General features: G+C 59.0%; 14 protein-coding genes. 6 read left to right on the forward strand and 8 right to left on the reverse strand.

Annotated features, from left to right (window positions below):
• Window positions 1-2: 2 nt before the first annotated feature.
• Both P3C29_RS14495 and P3C29_RS14500 read right to left on the reverse strand, forming a co-directional pair.
• Window positions 3-947, reverse strand: coding sequence for a YihY/virulence factor BrkB family protein (locus tag P3C29_RS14495; RefSeq protein ID WP_010169851.1), 945 nt, complete (start codon window positions 945-947; stop codon window positions 3-5).
• 182 nt (window positions 948-1,129) lie between these two features.
• Entirely contained in the window at window positions 1,130-1,315 is a 186-nt protein-coding gene (locus P3C29_RS14500) for a CsbD family protein (RefSeq protein WP_003213044.1), read from the reverse strand.
• A 210-nt stretch (window positions 1,316-1,525) separates the two neighbouring features.
• Between P3C29_RS14500 and P3C29_RS14505 the strand changes: the two genes are divergently transcribed.
• Window positions 1,526-1,903, forward strand: a complete 378-nt coding sequence (locus P3C29_RS14505; protein WP_201125160.1) for a hypothetical protein — start codon at window positions 1,526-1,528, stop codon at window positions 1,901-1,903.
• A 157-nt stretch (window positions 1,904-2,060) separates the two neighbouring features.
• Here the strand turns inward: P3C29_RS14505 and fadD1 are convergent, their stop codons facing one another.
• Both fadD1 and fadD2 read right to left on the reverse strand, forming a co-directional pair.
• Complete coding sequence (fadD1, locus tag P3C29_RS14510) at window positions 2,061-3,752, reverse strand: long-chain-fatty-acid--CoA ligase FadD1 (RefSeq protein ID WP_275964782.1); 1,692 nt, start codon at window positions 3,750-3,752, stop codon at window positions 2,061-2,063.
• 317 nt (window positions 3,753-4,069) lie between these two features.
• Window positions 4,070-5,758 (reverse strand): long-chain-fatty-acid--CoA ligase FadD2, encoded by a 1,689-nt coding sequence (fadD2, locus tag P3C29_RS14515; protein ID WP_275964783.1) that lies wholly within the window; start codon window positions 5,756-5,758, stop codon window positions 4,070-4,072.
• 209 nt (window positions 5,759-5,967) lie between these two features.
• Here fadD2 and P3C29_RS14520 point away from each other — a divergent pair, with 209 nt between their 5' ends.
• Both P3C29_RS14520 and P3C29_RS14525 read left to right on the forward strand, forming a co-directional pair.
• Entirely contained in the window at window positions 5,968-6,912 is a 945-nt protein-coding gene (locus P3C29_RS14520; RefSeq protein WP_010169854.1) for an alpha/beta hydrolase, read from the forward strand.
• A gap of 58 nt (window positions 6,913-6,970) precedes the next feature.
• Window positions 6,971-7,441, forward strand: coding sequence for a MaoC family dehydratase (locus P3C29_RS14525; protein ID WP_003213034.1), 471 nt, complete (start codon window positions 6,971-6,973; stop codon window positions 7,439-7,441).
• A gap of 56 nt (window positions 7,442-7,497) precedes the next feature.
• Here the strand turns inward: P3C29_RS14525 and P3C29_RS14530 are convergent, their stop codons facing one another.
• Complete coding sequence (locus tag P3C29_RS14530) at window positions 7,498-7,965, reverse strand: PA2169 family four-helix-bundle protein (protein WP_010169856.1); 468 nt, start codon at window positions 7,963-7,965, stop codon at window positions 7,498-7,500.
• 206 nt (window positions 7,966-8,171) lie between these two features.
• Between P3C29_RS14530 and P3C29_RS14535 the strand changes: the two genes are divergently transcribed.
• Both P3C29_RS14535 and P3C29_RS14540 read left to right on the forward strand, forming a co-directional pair.
• On the forward strand, window positions 8,172-8,408 hold the full coding sequence (locus P3C29_RS14535) for a DUF3820 family protein (RefSeq protein WP_003213031.1): 237 nt from the start codon (window positions 8,172-8,174) through the stop codon (window positions 8,406-8,408).
• 12 nt (window positions 8,409-8,420) lie between these two features.
• Window positions 8,421-9,596, forward strand: a complete 1,176-nt coding sequence (locus P3C29_RS14540) for an aminotransferase class V-fold PLP-dependent enzyme (RefSeq protein ID WP_275964784.1) — start codon at window positions 8,421-8,423, stop codon at window positions 9,594-9,596.
• A 937-nt stretch (window positions 9,597-10,533) separates the two neighbouring features.
• Here the strand turns inward: P3C29_RS14540 and P3C29_RS14545 are convergent.
• From P3C29_RS14545 to zwf, 3 genes are read right to left on the reverse strand one after another with little or no spacing between them, the layout of a single operon-like run.
• A complete protein-coding gene (locus P3C29_RS14545; protein WP_275964785.1) occupies window positions 10,534-11,199 on the reverse strand; it encodes a bifunctional 4-hydroxy-2-oxoglutarate aldolase/2-dehydro-3-deoxy-phosphogluconate aldolase in 666 nt (221 codons plus the stop codon).
• Window positions 11,200-11,216: 17 nt separating this feature from the next.
• Window positions 11,217-11,930: a 6-phosphogluconolactonase gene (gene pgl, locus P3C29_RS14550; protein WP_010169859.1), complete on the reverse strand. Its 714-nt coding sequence runs from the start codon at window positions 11,928-11,930 to the stop codon at window positions 11,217-11,219.
• Window positions 11,917-13,383 carry a glucose-6-phosphate dehydrogenase gene (gene zwf, locus P3C29_RS14555; RefSeq protein WP_076015857.1) on the reverse strand — a complete coding sequence of 489 codons (1,467 nt, stop codon included), beginning with the start codon at window positions 13,381-13,383 and terminating at the stop codon, window positions 11,917-11,919. The genes pgl and zwf overlap by 14 nt, the downstream gene beginning before the upstream one ends.
• Window positions 13,384-13,601: 218 nt before the next feature.
• On the opposite strand from zwf, the gene P3C29_RS14560 reads away from it, so the two are divergent.
• Complete coding sequence (locus P3C29_RS14560) at window positions 13,602-14,462, forward strand: MurR/RpiR family transcriptional regulator (protein WP_177090645.1); 861 nt, start codon at window positions 13,602-13,604, stop codon at window positions 14,460-14,462.
• Window positions 14,463-14,557 lie beyond the last annotated feature (95 nt).

A 14,557-nucleotide genomic window follows, 5' to 3' on the forward strand; every position in this document is an offset into this window, starting at 1 on the left:
GATCAGACTTCGTCGGTAGTGGGCTTGAGTGAGTGGTCCCGGCCAAGGCCTGAGACATGTTGTTTGTCGTCGTGCTCGCCAAAGTCCTTTTCACCAGGGTCCTTGCCTTCGGCCGACATGTGTTCGATCACCGCGTTCATCTCCGCCCCCAGCAACAGCACGGCGGCGGAAATGTAGAAGTACAGCAGCAACACAATGATCGCGCCGATACTGCCATACATGGCGTTGTAGTCGGCAAAGGTTTTGACGTAGTAGCCAAAACCCAGGGAAGCGATGATCCACACCACCACCGCCAGGACCGAACCCGGGGTGATAAAGCGAAATTTCTGCTTCACGTCAGGCATCAAGTAGTACATCAAGGCCACGGCGAACATCAGCAGGATCACGATCAGTGGCCAACGCAGGATGGTCCACAGCGTGACCACGAATTCCTGCATGCCGATCTGCCCCGCCAGCCATTCCATCACCTGCGGCCCGAGCACCATCAACGCGGCGGCGGCCAACAACATGCCGGCGATGCCAACGGTGTAGAAAATCGACAGCGGGAAACGTTTCCAGATCGGCCGGCCTTCCACCACGTCGTAGGCGGCGTTCATCGCGCTCATCATCAGACGCACACCCGCCGAGGCGGTGTAGAGCGCAATCACGATACCCACCGACAACAGGCCGCCTTTGGATTGCTGCAACTGGTCGATTACCGGGTTGACCTGTTCCAGGGCCTGGGGCGGCAACACCAGTTCCGACTGCATGCGCAGCCAGGTGAAGAAGTCCGGCAGGTGCAGGAAACCGATCAGGGCAATCAGGAACAGCAGGAAGGGAAACAGTGAGAACAGCATCTGGTAGGCCAGTGCCGAGGCGTACGTAGGCATTTCGTCATCGAGGAACTCTGTGACGGTGCGCACCAGCACTTTGTGCAAGGGCAAGCCTTGTAATACCGGAAAAATCATAGCGTCTCCTTTCGCCGCAAAAAGGTTGAGTTCGTGGGCGACTCAGGGGCCGTTTTCTACATCAAGGTAGCCCATTTGGCGACCTTGAAACAATTTCCAAACTTTAATCACTGCAGGTGACACAAAAACGGCCATCCGTGGATGGCCGTCGGGCTGCTGGAATGCACGCAGCCAGGTCGGGACTATTTGACCGCTTTCTTTACCGCGTCCTTGGTGTCGCCGACTGCTTTTTGCACTTCGCCTTTCTTTTCCTGAACCACGCCTTCAGCCCGCAACTTGTCGTTGCCGGTGACTTTGCCAACACCTTGCTTGATGTTGCCGACGGCTTCGTTCGCCAAACCTTTTGCCTTATCCGATGTGCTACTCATGGTATTTCTCCTGGGAACAATCAAGGATTTTGGTCACTACGTAATCGTTGACCCTTGGCCTTTCCAGAGAGTTTCAATTATTTTTTGCGGGCATTTCATCGCGCATTTGCTCATCGGCAGCAGGTTGGGCTTTATGTTTTGCGGCCAACCCACGAGAATGCCGGGCACATCCGGGCGCAAGCGCTGGATAACAGATCCCGTAGGAAGGTTATGAAACTCAATAAAGCACAGGCCATTGCCCGCAGAAACCAGGAACTGGGCGGTGCCGTACTCGGCGTCAACAACTGCCACTTCACCGACCTGGACCGCAAACGCAACATCTGGTGGTTCGACCTGCCGGTGGGCCGGATTGCCGTAGGCCAGTACGAGTGGATTCACTTGTTGATGCACAACGCCGATAGCGACCAGTTGCTGCACTTGAAAGTGCCGACCGTGTTTTTGCGCGAGAAGCTTGAAGGCCTGGTGGTGCGCAATGCCGGCAAGCGCAAGCCGGAGATTACCCTGGAGCTGAGTGCCGACAAGGATTCGTTCCTCAAGGATGTACGCCCGGCGGGTGCTGGTGTGAGCTTCGCGCAATTCGCGCTGTAACCTGTGGGAGCTATAGCGGTGGGTCAGCTAACACTGCTTTGACTGGCCCACCGCTATCGCAGGCAAGCCAGCTCCCACATTTGGATTGCATTTCAAGTGGCGGGATCAGCGTTCAATAAAAAGCCCCGCATCTGCGGGGCTTTTTGTTTTAGACCGGTTACTTCTTCAAGCCGGCCTTCTTCAGCTCTTCATCCCGCAGTTCACGGCGCAAGATCTTGCCCACGTTGGTGGTCGGCAGTGCGTCGCGGAATTCCACGGCCTTGGGCACCTTGTAGCCGGTGACGTTGGCACGCATGTGCTCCATCACCTGATCTTTGGTCAGGGTGGCACCCGGCTTGACCACGATGAAGATCTTGATGTGTTCCCCGGACTTCTCGTCCGGCACGCCAATGGCTGCGCATTGCAGCACGCCTGGCAAGCCCGCCAGCACGTCCTCCAGCTCGTTGGGGTACACGTTGAAACCGGAGACCAGAATCATGTCCTTCTTGCGGTCGACAATGCGCATGTAGCCATCCGGCTGGATGATCGCGATGTCACCGGTCTTCAGCCAGCCTTCGCTGTCGAGGATCTCGGCAGTGGCTTCTTCGCGCTGCCAGTAGCCCTTCATCACTTGCGGGCCCTTGACGCACAGCTCGCCCACCTCACCCAACGCCAGCTCCACGCCGTCATCGGTGATGACCTTGCACAGGGTCGACGGCACCGGAATGCCGATGGTGCCGATCTGGATGTGCTGGATCGGGTTCACGGTGGCCACCGGGCTGGTCTCGGTCATGCCGTAACCTTCGCAGATGGAACAACCGGTGACCGCTTTCCAACGCTCGGCCGCCGCCAATTGCAGGGCCATGCCGCCGGACAGGGTGACTTTCAGCGCCGAAAAATCCAGCTTGCGGAAGGCGTCGTTGTTGCACAGCGCAACAAACAGGGTGTTCAGGCCGACAAAACCGCTGAACTTCCACTTCGACAGTTCCTTGACCATCGCCGACAGGTCGCGCGGGTTGCTGATCAGGATGTTGTGGTTGCCGATCAGCATCATCGCCATGCAATGAAAGGTGAAGGCATAGATGTGGTACAGCGGCAGCGGGGTGATGAGGATCTCGCAGCCTTCATTGAGGTTGGAGCCCATCAGCGCCTTGCACTGCAGCATGTTGGCGACGAGGTTGCGGTGGGTCAGCATCGCGCCCTTGGCCACGCCGGTGGTGCCGCCGGTGTATTGCAACACGGCGACGTCGTCACTGGCGGGGCTGACTTCGTTGATCGGCTGGCCGTGGCCCTTGGCCAATACGTCGTTGAACTTGATCGCCTTGGGCAAGTGATACGCGGGGACCATCTTCTTCACGTACTTGATGACGCTGTTGATCAGCAGGCGCTTGAGCGGCGGCAACAGGTCGGCGACTTCGGTGACGATCACGTGCTTGACGGAGGTCTTGGGCACGACTTTTTCAGCCAGGTGCGCCATGTTGGCCAGGCAGACCAGGGCCTTGGCACCGGAGTCGTTGAATTGGTGTTCCATTTCCCGCGCGGTGTACAGCGGGTTGGTGTTGACCACGATCAGGCCAGCACGGATGGCGCCGAACACGGCGACCGGGTATTGCAGGACATTGGGCAGTTGCACGGCGATTCGATCACCGGGCTGCAAGTCGGTATGCTGTTGCAGGTACGCGGCAAAGGCGCCGGACAGTTCGTACAGTTCACCGTAGGTGATTGTCTTGCCCAGGTTGCTGAAAGCCGGTTTGTTGGCGAAGCGTTGGCAGGACTGCTTCAGTACCGCCTGAATATTCGGATACTCGTCTGGATTGATTTCTGCAGCAATCCCGGCGGGGTACTTATCCTTCCAAAAGTCTTCGATCATGGAAGCCCACTCCTCAGCGACGCGAATTCATTCATCGCATTTGATGCGATTATTATTTGTTTGTTTTTGGGTGAGTCTGGCGGTTAAAAGCAGGCCAAGAGGTCACAAAGCGCGCCGAGAGTAGCAGCTTTGCCAAGGGCCGCCTAGAGCCAAAAGAGGCCCCTACGGTCATAAAAATGACTCAAGAATATCTAATAGTCATTTTTAGAGCAAAGATTCTACAAGCCGAGGAAAGGCTCTGGAATGGGCTCTACAGGGCTAAAAAAACAATGTGGGAGAGGACTTGCCTGCTCCCACATTTTTGAGCCTATTCCAAATCAGGCGATGTCGCGAAGCTCGCGCCGCAGGATCTTGCCCACCGGCGTCATCGGCAACGACTCACGCAACACAATGTGCTTGGGCACCTTGTAGCCGGTGAAGTTGGCCTTGCAGTAGGTCTTCAGCTCTTCAAGGCTCACGCCCTGCGCACGGGCCACCACAAACAGCTTCACCGCCTCGCCGGTACGCTCGTCGGGCACGCCGATCACCGCGCAACTGGCCACTGCCGGGTGTGCCATCATGACGTCTTCGATCTCGTTGGGGTACACGTTGAAGCCCGAGACGATGATCAGATCCTTCTTGCGGTCCACGATGCGCACAAAGCCGTCCGGGTCGATCACGGCGATATCGCCAGTCTTGAGCCAGCCTTCGGCGTCCAGGGTCTCGGCGGTCGCCACCGGTTGCTGCCAGTAGCCCTTCATCACTTGCGGGCCCTTGATGCACAGCTCGCCCCGCTCGCCCAGCGGCAACTCCACGCCGCTGTCGTCGACGACCTTCATTGCCGTGCCCGGCACCGGAATGCCCACGGTGCCCAGCTTCGATTTGCCGCCATACGGGTTGGTGCTGGCCACCGGTGAGGTTTCGGTCAGGCCGTAGCCTTCGCCAATCGCGCAGCCGGTCAGTTGCTGCCAGCGCTCGGCCGTCGCCTTGACCAGCGCAGTGCCGCCGGAATTGGTGAGCTTGAGGTGGGAGAAATCCAGGGTCTTGAAATCCGGGTGGTCCATCAACGCCACAAACAGCGTGTTGAGCCCCAGCAGCCCGGTAAAGCGCCACTTTTTCAGCTCCTTGATAAAGCCGCCAATGTCCCGGGGATTGGTGATCAGCACGTTGTGGTTGCCCGACACCATCATGCACATGCAATTCGCGGTGAAGGCATAGATGTGGTACAGCGGCAGCGGCGCGACCATCACCTCCTGCCCTTCCTTGATCAGCGGATGGCCGTCGTCGCCCAGTTGCGACATGCACGCCCGCACCTGCTGCATGTTGGCCACCAGGTTGCCATGGGTGAGCATGGCGCCCTTGGCCAGGCCGGTGGTGCCGCCGGTGTATTGCAGCACCGCGATGTCATCGAGGGTCACCGGGTGGCGGTTGAGCGCCTGGCCCGCGCCCATGCTCAGGGCGCGCTTGAAGGAAATGGCCTGCGGCAGGTTGTACGCCGGGACCATCTTCTTGACCTTGTCGACTACGGTGTTGATCAGCCAGCCCTTGGCGGCGGGCATGAAGTCGCCCATCTTCGCTTCGATCAGGTATTCGATCTCGGTGTCTTTACTGACTTCTTCTACCCGCGAGCCAAACAGGTTCAGGTACACCAGCGCCCGAATGCCGGCGTCCTTGAACTGGTGGCGCATTTCCCGCGGGGTGTACAGCGGGTTGGTGTTGACCACGATCAGCCCCGCGCGCAGGGCGCCGAACACGGCAATCGGATAATGCAGGACGTTGGGCATCTGCACCGCAATGCGGTCACCCGGCTTGAGGTCGGTGTGCCATTGCAGGTACCCGGCGAACGCTGCACTGCGGCGATCCAGCTCGGCGTAGGTCAGGGTGATCCCCATGTTGCTGAACGCCGGACGATCGGCAAAGGTCTTGCAGGACCGCTCGAAGACTTCGATCACCGACTTGTAGGCCGTGAGGTCGATCTCGTTGGGAACCCCGGCCGCGCGTTTGTCATTCCAGAAATCAGGTTGCATTATTCTTGTCCTCTTACCTGAGTGGTCCGGCCGCTTTTGATGCTGCGATGAAAGCGGAGCTTTGGGGACGTTAGCAGCTATGGTCAATCAGGCAAATACAACAAGATGCGTCATTGATTGTGTGAATCTCCCTGCCAAGGCCAGCGCTGATCCAGCAGCCGCGGGCAGATGAGCTATACACTGCAACGACCCTGAGCAAAGGAAGCGTCATGAACCACACCACTTTCTGGCTGACCGCGAATGACCGCAGTCGGGTGTACGTCAACCAATGGCTGCCGGACGGGCCGCCCAAGGCGTTGATCATGCTGGCCCACGGCATGGCCGAGCACAGTGGCCGCTATGGGCGCCTGGCCCAGGCGTTGTGTGACGCCGGTTACGGCCTGTACGCCCCTGACCAGCGCGGCCACGGGCGCACCGCCGACGAAGGCACCCTGGGGCTGTTTGCCGAGAAAGATGGCTGGAACAAAGTGGTGGGCGACCTGGCCAGCCTCAACCAGCACATCGGCCAGCAGGCGCCGGGGGTGCCGATCATTCTGCTGGGCCACAGCATGGGCAGCTACATTGCCCAGGCGTATCTGCTGCACCACAGCGCGAGCCTCAACGGGGCGATTCTCAGCGGCTCGAATTTCCAGCCGGTGGCGCTGTACGGCGCAGCCAAGGTGATCGCCCACATCGAGCGCTTGCGCCAGGGCTTGCGCGGGCGCAGTGCGCTGATTGATTTCCTGTCATTTGGATCGTTCAACAAGGCATTTAAACCCAATCGAACTGCTTTCGACTGGCTCAGCCGCGACCCGGCCGAGGTCGACAAGTACGTCAGCGACCCGCTCTGCGGCTTTCGCTGCACCAACCAGCTGTGGATCGACCTGCTGAGCGGCTTGCAGCAAATCAGCAAAGCGTCCAATCTCGCTCAGATCGACCCGGGCCTGCCGATCCTGATAATGGGCGGAGAATGTGATCCGGTCAGTGAAGGCAAGCGTCTCAAAAGTCTGGCCAACGCTTTGCGCGAAGCCGGCTGCCAGAACCTGGAGCTGAGCATTTACCCGCAGGCGCGCCACGAATTATTCAACGAAACCAACCGTGATGCGGTCACAGCCGATGTGCTGACGTGGCTGGACCAGGCTGCAATACTGCGCCGCCCCGCTCGCTGCGAATGATATTTCGTTTAAAATCAATACATTAAGATTATCGATTAGCCACAGGATGCACCATCTGATGACCCAGGTTACCAACACGCCTTACGAAGCCCTCGAAGTCGGCCAGACCGCCAGCTACAGCAAGACCGTCGAAGAGCGCGATATCCAGCTGTTCGCGGCGATGTCCGGCGACCACAACCCGGTGCACCTGGACGCCGAATTCGCCAAGGCGACCATGTTCAAGGAGCGCATTGCCCACGGTATGTTCAGCGGCGCCCTGATCAGCGCGGCAGTCGCGTGTGAGTTGCCTGGGCCCGGCACCATCTACATCGGCCAGCAAATGACTTTCCAGAAGCCGGTAAAAATCGGCGACACCTTGACCGTGCGTCTGGAAATCCTGGAGAAGCTGCCGAAGTTTCGCGTGCGCATCGCCACCCGCGTATTCAACCAGCGCGATGAGCTGGTGGTGGATGGTGAAGCCGAGATCCTCGCGCCGCGCAAGCAGCAGACCGTGACCCTGACCGAACTGCCGGCCATCAGCATCGGTTAAACCGACACGCATAAAAAAGCCCCGCATCTGCGGGGCTTTTTCTATTCAGGCCGGGCTCAAGACTGAGCGCGTGCCTGGTTACGCAGGGCTTTCACCTGGTCGTGGTTGCGTTGCGCGCCGTGGAACTGACGCTCCACCAGGTCGCGGATACCCAGCAGGTTGTGCTTGTTGATCTTCTCGATCGCTTCTTTGTAAGCCTTCAGCGCGTGGTCTTCACCGCGCTCGGCTTCGTTCAGCACAGCTTCTTCATCTTTACCGGTGACCAGCGACTTCACGTCGACCCAGCCACGGTGCAGGGCGCCAGCGACGCTGCCGGATTTTTCCGGATCGCCACCCAGTGCTTTAACGGCGGTCTGCAGTTCGGCAGCGGCGGTGGCGCAATCAACGGAACGTTTGGCAAACAGGGCTTTGAGTTCTGGATGCTTGATGTCTTCTGCGCAGGTCTTGAAGCCTTCCTGGCCGTCCTTGCTGGTCTCGATCAGGTCATTGAGTACGGAGATCGATTCTTTGTTGATATCAGTCATTTTTCAATTCCTTCGCGGGTTAAGTAACGTGCATTAGTAACTGCAGCGCCCGTGCCAGCTTTTGAAAAACAAATTAATCCTTATATTTCAACAAGTTAAATATTACCCAAAAATCTGTATCCGCTTTATTTGCATGATCTGTCATTTGGCCTCCATGCAGAATGCCTGTATTTTCCAACGCATCGACTCAAACACTTGAAGCCCCAATGAACCCTGAAAAACTTGAACTGCTGATCACCCGCGAAATGCCCTTCGGCAAGTACAAGGGCCGGATCATTGCCGACCTGCCTGGCCCCTACCTGAACTGGTTTGCCCGTGAAGGTTTCCCCCACGGCGAGTTGGGTGGGTTACTGGCACTGATGCAGGAAATCGACCACAACGGCTTGTCCGAACTGCTGGAACCCCTGCGCGCCAAACACGGCAAGCCAGCCCCTCGTCATTAATAGAGCACGCACATGGACAGTACCCGCGACGAACAACACTGGCACCAAATCGCCCAGCGCTACGACCTGGAGCCCGGCCCGATCAACCTCGAAAACGGGTACTTCGGGCGCATGAGCCGCGCGGTGCTGCAGCAGTATCAGGACCACGTAGCCTTCATCAATCGCAGCAATTCGATCCATGTGCGCCAGCGTTTCGAGCAGGGCGAAAACCTCGAGATTCGTAACCAGTTGGCGCAGTTAATGGACGCCGCCCCTGAAGCCGTCGCCCTCACCCGCTGCGCCTCGGATGCCTTGCAATCGCTGATCCGCAACTACAACCGCCTGCAGCCGGGCGACCAGGTGCTGATCAGCGACCTGGAATACGACACCGTCAAGGGCGCCATGCGCTGGCTGGCGCAGAACCGTGGGGTGGAGGTCATCGAGATTGCCCACGAACACCCGGCCAGTTTCGACAGCCTGGTGCAGACGTATCGCGATGCGTTCGTGCGCTACCCGTGTCTGAAATTGCTTGCACTGACTTACGTGACCCACCGCACCGGACTGGTAATGCCGGTGGAGGCAATTGCCACCGCCGCCAAAGAACACGGGATTGATGTGATCCTGGATGGCGCCCATGCGTTGGGGCAGATCGAGTTCAACCTGGCGCAGTTGGGCATCGCGTTTGCCGGCTTTAATCTGCACAAGTGGATTGGCGCGCCGCTGACCCTGGGCTTTATCTATATCGACCCGCAGCGGCTGGCGGACATTGATCCCGACATGGGCGAGTTTCACTACCCGGTCACCGATGTACGTGCGCGTACGCCATACAGCACGCCGAATTTCCCGGCACTGATGACGTTGCCGCTGGTGTTCGAAGAGCATCGGGCATTGGGCGGCTCGAAGGCCAAAGGCGCCCGGCTCAACTACCTGCGGGATTTGTGGGTGAGCGAGGTGCGGCAGTTGCCGGGAATTGAAGTGCTGACGCCGGACGATCCACGGCTGTATTGCGCGATCACCTCGTTCAAGTTCACTGATCAGCCGGATCAACAGGTGATGGCGGATCGGTTGCTCAAGGAATATGACCTGTTTACCACGACCCGCAGCGGCGCGTCGTTCGGCAGTTGTATTCGGGTGACGCCGGGCTTTCTGACGTCAGCGGCGGACATCCACGTGTTGATCAAAGCCATCACAGAACTGAGCGCGCCTTAGCGTGTATATCCGTTATTTAGGTAACGGCCACTTAGGGTTCCGCTCTTACAGCGGCTCACTTTTGAAAAGCGCAAAAGTAAGCAAAACGCTCTTGCCCCACCACTCGGCACCTCGCTAATGCTCGGTGTGCCCTCTCTCCGGTACTACTGCGCGGGCCGCCGCGACGGGGCGTCCCTGCCCCGTCGCGGCTAAACCGGCGTCCTGCCGGTTTACCCGCTCCGTACTACCTGCGTTCGGCCAGCGTGGTTTAACGGGGCGCCTAAGATCAAGATCAAAAGCAGATCAAGAGCACAGCGGCCTACAGGCCGGCTTGAGTGGTGTGAAGCAAAGGCAAAATCAAAATCTACAGCGGGCACGGTCAAATGTGGGAGCTGGCTTGCCTGCGATGGCATCGCCTCGGTGCACCTGAGAGACCGAGTTGTCTGCATCGCAGGCAAGCCAGCTCCCACAGAAAAGCAGAGCTGCATCAGTTTCAGATTTGGTTTTCGCTTTGGCTTTGGCTTTTGATCTGGCTTCTACCACTCAAGCCGGCCTGTAGGCCGCTGTGCTCTTGCTTTTGATTTTGATCTGGCTCTGACTGCCCCAATAAGCCCGAGGCCGAACGCAGGGATTGAGGAGCGGGTAAACCGGCAGGACGCCGGTTTAGCCGCGACGGGGCAGGGACGCCCCGTCGCGGCGGCCCGCGGAGCAATGCCGGAGTGAGGGAACACCGAGCCTTAGCGAGGTGCCGACAGGCGGGGCAGAGCCCTTTGCTTACTTTGGGGCTCTTCCAAAGTGAGTCGCTGTAAGAGCGAAACCATAAGCCGCCGTTACCTGAATAACGGATATGTACTCAGTCACCCCTGAAGGTTTCCAGCAGGCAAAAAAAAGCGGCACACCGACCAAGTGCGCCGCAAAAATGCCGTAGAACACAGCAACAACGATTCGGTAAATCCAATCAGTCCATCAGGGCCAGCGCCTCGGCGGTGGTTTCCTGGATACGTGCCCAGTCGCCGTTCTTGACCCACTCAGGATCAAGCATCCAGCTACCGCCCACGCACATCACATTCTTCAAGGCCATGTAGCTCTTGATGTTGGCCGGGCCCACACCGCCAGTCGGGCAGAATTTCACTTCGCCAAACGGGCCGCCCAACGCTTTGATGGCCGCCACGCCACCGCTGACTTCAGCCGGGAACAGCTTGAAGCGGCGATAACCCAGGCCATAACCTTCCATGATCCCGGAAGCATTGCTGATGCCAGGCAACAGCGGAATCGGGCTGTGCACCGAGGCTTCCAGCAGGTCACGGGTAATGCCCGGGGTGACGATAAATTGCGAACCGGCCACTTCGGCCGCTTCCAGCATATGGCGATCCAACACGGTACCGGCGCCGGTGCACAGCTCCGGACGCTGCTCACGCAGCACCTGAATGGCCTTCAGGCCGAACTGCGAACGCAGGGTCACTTCCAGTGCGGTCAAACCACCGGCAGCCAGGGCATCGGCCAGCGGCAGAATGTCCTGTTCACGGGCAATGGTGATCACCGGCAGGATCCGCGCCTTGGCGCAGAGGCTGTCGATCAAGGCAACTTTGTCCGCCATGGAAACGGTAGGTTGAGGGCTGTTCATCGCGGCTGATCCTTGGCTCATGGGCACCAGTAAATCTCTAAAGTAGGTTGCAAAAACGCGCGTATCGGCATGGCAGCAACGTCGTCACTGGCCAGCGCGGCGCTCAAGGTGGTCAATTTCGAGCTGCCGGAAATCGACAGCACGGTGTAGTGGGCGGTGGCCAGCAATGCGCGACTCATGGTCAGGCGCTGGTGCGGCACGGTCGGCGCCAGCATTGGCCAGCAACGACGGCTGCCATCTGGCTTCAGTGCATCAGCCAGGTTCGGGCTGTTGGGGAACAGCGACGCGGTGTGGCCGTCGTCGCCCATGCCCAGTACCAGCACGTCAATCGCCGGCAACTCGGCCAGCAGGCGATCGGCCTGCTCGGCAGCCTGCTCAAGGGTGGCGGCGACGCTGTACAGGCTCAGGAACTTCGCCTTGGCCGCCGGCCCTTGCAGCAAATACTTTTTCAACAGGCCGGCATTGCTGTCGGCATGTTCCACCGGCACCCAGCGCTCGTCGGCCAGGGTGATGGTCACCTTGGACCAGTCCAGGCCTTGTTTGGCGAGGTTCTGGAAGAACGCCACCGGGCTGCGGCCACCGGACACCACCAGGGTCGCTTCGCCACGGGCACTGATGGCCGTGCGCAGTTGTTCGGCCACGTCATTGGCCAAGCCGTCGGCCAGCAGCGCCGCGGTGCGGTACTCATGGGCAGTGACGCCCTGAGGCAGTTTCAGTTCAGATATCGCCATACCAAGACCTCCCGTCCCGCGTGATCAGTGCAATCGAGCTCATCGGCCCCCAGGACCCCGCCGCGTACGGCTTGGGCGCATCACCGGACTTTTTCCACCCGGCGATCAACTGGTCACACCACTTCCACGCGGCTTCAATTTCATCTTTGCGCACAAACAGGTTCTGGTTGCCGCGCATGACTTCAAGTAACAACCGCTCGTAGGCATCGGGAATCCGCGCGCTGCGATAGGTGTCGGAAAAATTCAGTTGCAGTGGCCCGCTGCGCAGTTGCATGCCCTTGTCCAGGCCCTGCTCCTTGGTCATCACGCGCAAGGAAATACCTTCGTCCGGTTGCAGGCGGATGATCAGCTTGTTGCTGATCTGCAAGCGCTGCTCGGGGGCGAAGATGTAGTGGGACGGTTCCTTGAAGTGGATGACGATCTGCGACAGCTTTTGCGGCATGCGCTTGCCGGTGCGCAGATAGAACGGCACCCCGGCCCAACGCCAGTTACGAATATCGGCTCGCAGCGCGACGAAGGTTTCGGTGTCGCTCTGGGTGTTTGAATTCTCTTCTTCGAGGTAACCCGGCACCGGCTTGCCGGCGCTGTAGCCGGCGATGTATTGGCCGCGCACCACTTGTGTGGTCAGGCCATCGGGGCTGATCGGCGCCAGGGCCTTGAGCACCTTGACCTTCTCGTCACGAATACTGTCGGCAGACAGGTCGGCCGGCGGGTCCATGGCGATCAGGCACAGCAGCTGCAGCAGGTGATTCTGGATCATGTCCCGCAGTTGCCCGGCCTTGTCGAAGTAACCCCAGCGACCTTCGATGCCGACCTGCTCGGCCACGGTGATTTCCACGTGGGAGATGTAGTTCTGGTTCCACTGGGTTTCAAACAGGCTGTTGGCAAAACGCAGGGCGATCAGGTTCTGGACGGTTTCTTTGCCCAGGTAGTGGTCGATGCGGTAGGTGCGGTTTTCCGGGAAAAACTGCGCCACGGCGTCGTTGACCTTGCGCGACGAATCGAGGTCCGAGCCGATGGGTTTTTCCAGGACCACGCGGGTGTTTTCCGCCAGGCCGACCTTGGACAGGTTCTCGCAGATCGCGCCGTACACCGCCGCCGGGGTGGCGAAGTAAGCAATCAGGCGTTGTTCGGTGCCGGCTTTTTCCGCCAGGGCAACATAGTCGTCGGCTTTCAGGAAGTCGACGTGCAGGTACGTCAGGCGGGCCAGGAAGCGCTGGGCGACGGTTTCGTCCAGTTCCTTGCCGACGTAGCTGCGCAATTCTTTTTCGATATGGGCCAGGTGCTGCTGCTCGGAACCCGCCTCACGGGCCAGGGCCAGGATGCGCGTGTCTTCGTGCAGGAGGCCCGCACCATCGAGTTGATAAAGGGCAGGAAATAACTTGCGCAGCGCCAGATCACCCAAGGCGCCAAACAGGGCAAAGGTGCAGGGTTCTACGGTTATCGAAGGCATGATGTTTGTTCTTTTATCAAGTTAAGCTACAAATACCTTTTTTTAAGGCATCACTCAAGGAAAAATGTAGTAATAACCACAACATTTTCCCAAAAAACGTATTCCGAGTGGTGGTGTTCAACTACCCTAAGTAGGATAGGCCACCGCAAAGGGCCGCTCGTCGACTGGTTGACGACCCTTATTTGCATCGTCGCCCTAAGGAAACATGAATGGACCGCGTGCGAAATCTACTGGAACAGATCCAGAAACGCCTCGAAGAACTGAACAAGGCTGAACGTAAAGTCGCCGAGGTCATCCTGCTCAACCCGCAGCAGGCGACCCGCTTCTCTATCGCCGCCCTCGCCCAGGCCGCTTCGGTCAGCGAACCTACAGTGAACCGCTTCTGCCGCTCGTTCGGCGTGAGTGGTTACCCTGAACTTAAATTGCAGCTGGCGCAAAGTTTGGCCAGCGGCGCGGCGTATGTCAGCCGCGCGGTAGGGGCCGATGATAACCCCGAGGCCTACACCCAGAAGATCTTTGGCAGCGCCATCGCCTCCCTGGACAGCGCCTGCCAGGCCCTGGACCCGAACCTGATCAGCAAGGCCGTGGACCTGCTGATCCAGGCCCGGCAGATCCACTTCTTTGGCCTCGGGGCTTCGGCGCCGGTGGCCATGGATGCCCTGCACAAGTTTTTCCGTTTCAACCTGTCGGTCACGGCCCATGCCGATGTGCTGATGCAGCGGATGATCGCTTCGGTGGCCCATACCGGCGAGTTATTCGTGATCATCTCCTACACCGGGCGTACCCGTGAGTTGGTGGAAGTGGCGCGTATTGCGCGGGAAAACGGTGCTTCGGTGCTGGGCGTAACGGCCGAGAACTCGCCACTGGCCAAGGTCAGTACCGTGAGCCTGAACATTCCGTTGCCGGAAGACACCGACATCTACATGCCGATGACCTCGCGGATCATCCAGCTGACGGTGCTGGACGTGCTGGCGACGGGCATGACCTTGCGTCGCGGGGTGGATTTCCAGCCGCATTTGCGCAAGATCAAAGAGAGCTTGAATGACAGCCGGTATCCGGTCGGGGATGAGTTCAACTAGTTCGAAATCTACGCGACTGTGCCGACCTCTGTGGTGAGCGGGCTTGCCCCGCGCTGGGCCGCGAAGCGGTCCTATTAAGCTCACCGAGTTGATTC

Source organism: Pseudomonas sp. 1912-s (assembly GCF_029269205.1).
GTDB lineage: Bacteria > Pseudomonadota > Gammaproteobacteria > Pseudomonadales > Pseudomonadaceae > Aquipseudomonas.

Excerpts from the sequence above, each read along its gene's own strand:
- zwf (WP_076015857.1), bottom strand. The coding sequence starts at position 13,383 with ATGCCTTCGATAACCGTAGAACCCTGCACCTTTGCCCTGTTTGGCGCC.
- P3C29_RS14540 (WP_275964784.1), top strand. The coding sequence starts at position 8,421 with ATGGACAGTACCCGCGACGAACAACACTGGCACCAAATCGCCCAGCGC.
- P3C29_RS14535 (WP_003213031.1), top strand. The coding sequence starts at position 8,172 with ATGAACCCTGAAAAACTTGAACTGCTGATCACCCGCGAAATGCCCTTC.
- P3C29_RS14525 (WP_003213034.1), top strand. The coding sequence starts at position 6,971 with ATGACCCAGGTTACCAACACGCCTTACGAAGCCCTCGAAGTCGGCCAG.
- pgl (WP_010169859.1), bottom strand. The coding sequence starts at position 11,930 with ATGGCGATATCTGAACTGAAACTGCCTCAGGGCGTCACTGCCCATGAG.
- fadD2 (WP_275964783.1), bottom strand. The coding sequence starts at position 5,758 with ATGCAACCTGATTTCTGGAATGACAAACGCGCGGCCGGGGTTCCCAAC.
- P3C29_RS14545 (WP_275964785.1), bottom strand. The coding sequence starts at position 11,199 with ATGAACAGCCCTCAACCTACCGTTTCCATGGCGGACAAAGTTGCCTTG.
- P3C29_RS14520 (WP_010169854.1), top strand. The coding sequence starts at position 5,968 with ATGAACCACACCACTTTCTGGCTGACCGCGAATGACCGCAGTCGGGTG.
- P3C29_RS14530 (WP_010169856.1), bottom strand. The coding sequence starts at position 7,965 with ATGACTGATATCAACAAAGAATCGATCTCCGTACTCAATGACCTGATC.
- P3C29_RS14500 (WP_003213044.1), bottom strand. The coding sequence starts at position 1,315 with ATGAGTAGCACATCGGATAAGGCAAAAGGTTTGGCGAACGAAGCCGTC.
- P3C29_RS14505 (WP_201125160.1), top strand. The coding sequence starts at position 1,526 with ATGAAACTCAATAAAGCACAGGCCATTGCCCGCAGAAACCAGGAACTG.
- P3C29_RS14495 (WP_010169851.1), bottom strand. The coding sequence starts at position 947 with ATGATTTTTCCGGTATTACAAGGCTTGCCCTTGCACAAAGTGCTGGTG.
- fadD1 (WP_275964782.1), bottom strand. The coding sequence starts at position 3,752 with ATGATCGAAGACTTTTGGAAGGATAAGTACCCCGCCGGGATTGCTGCA.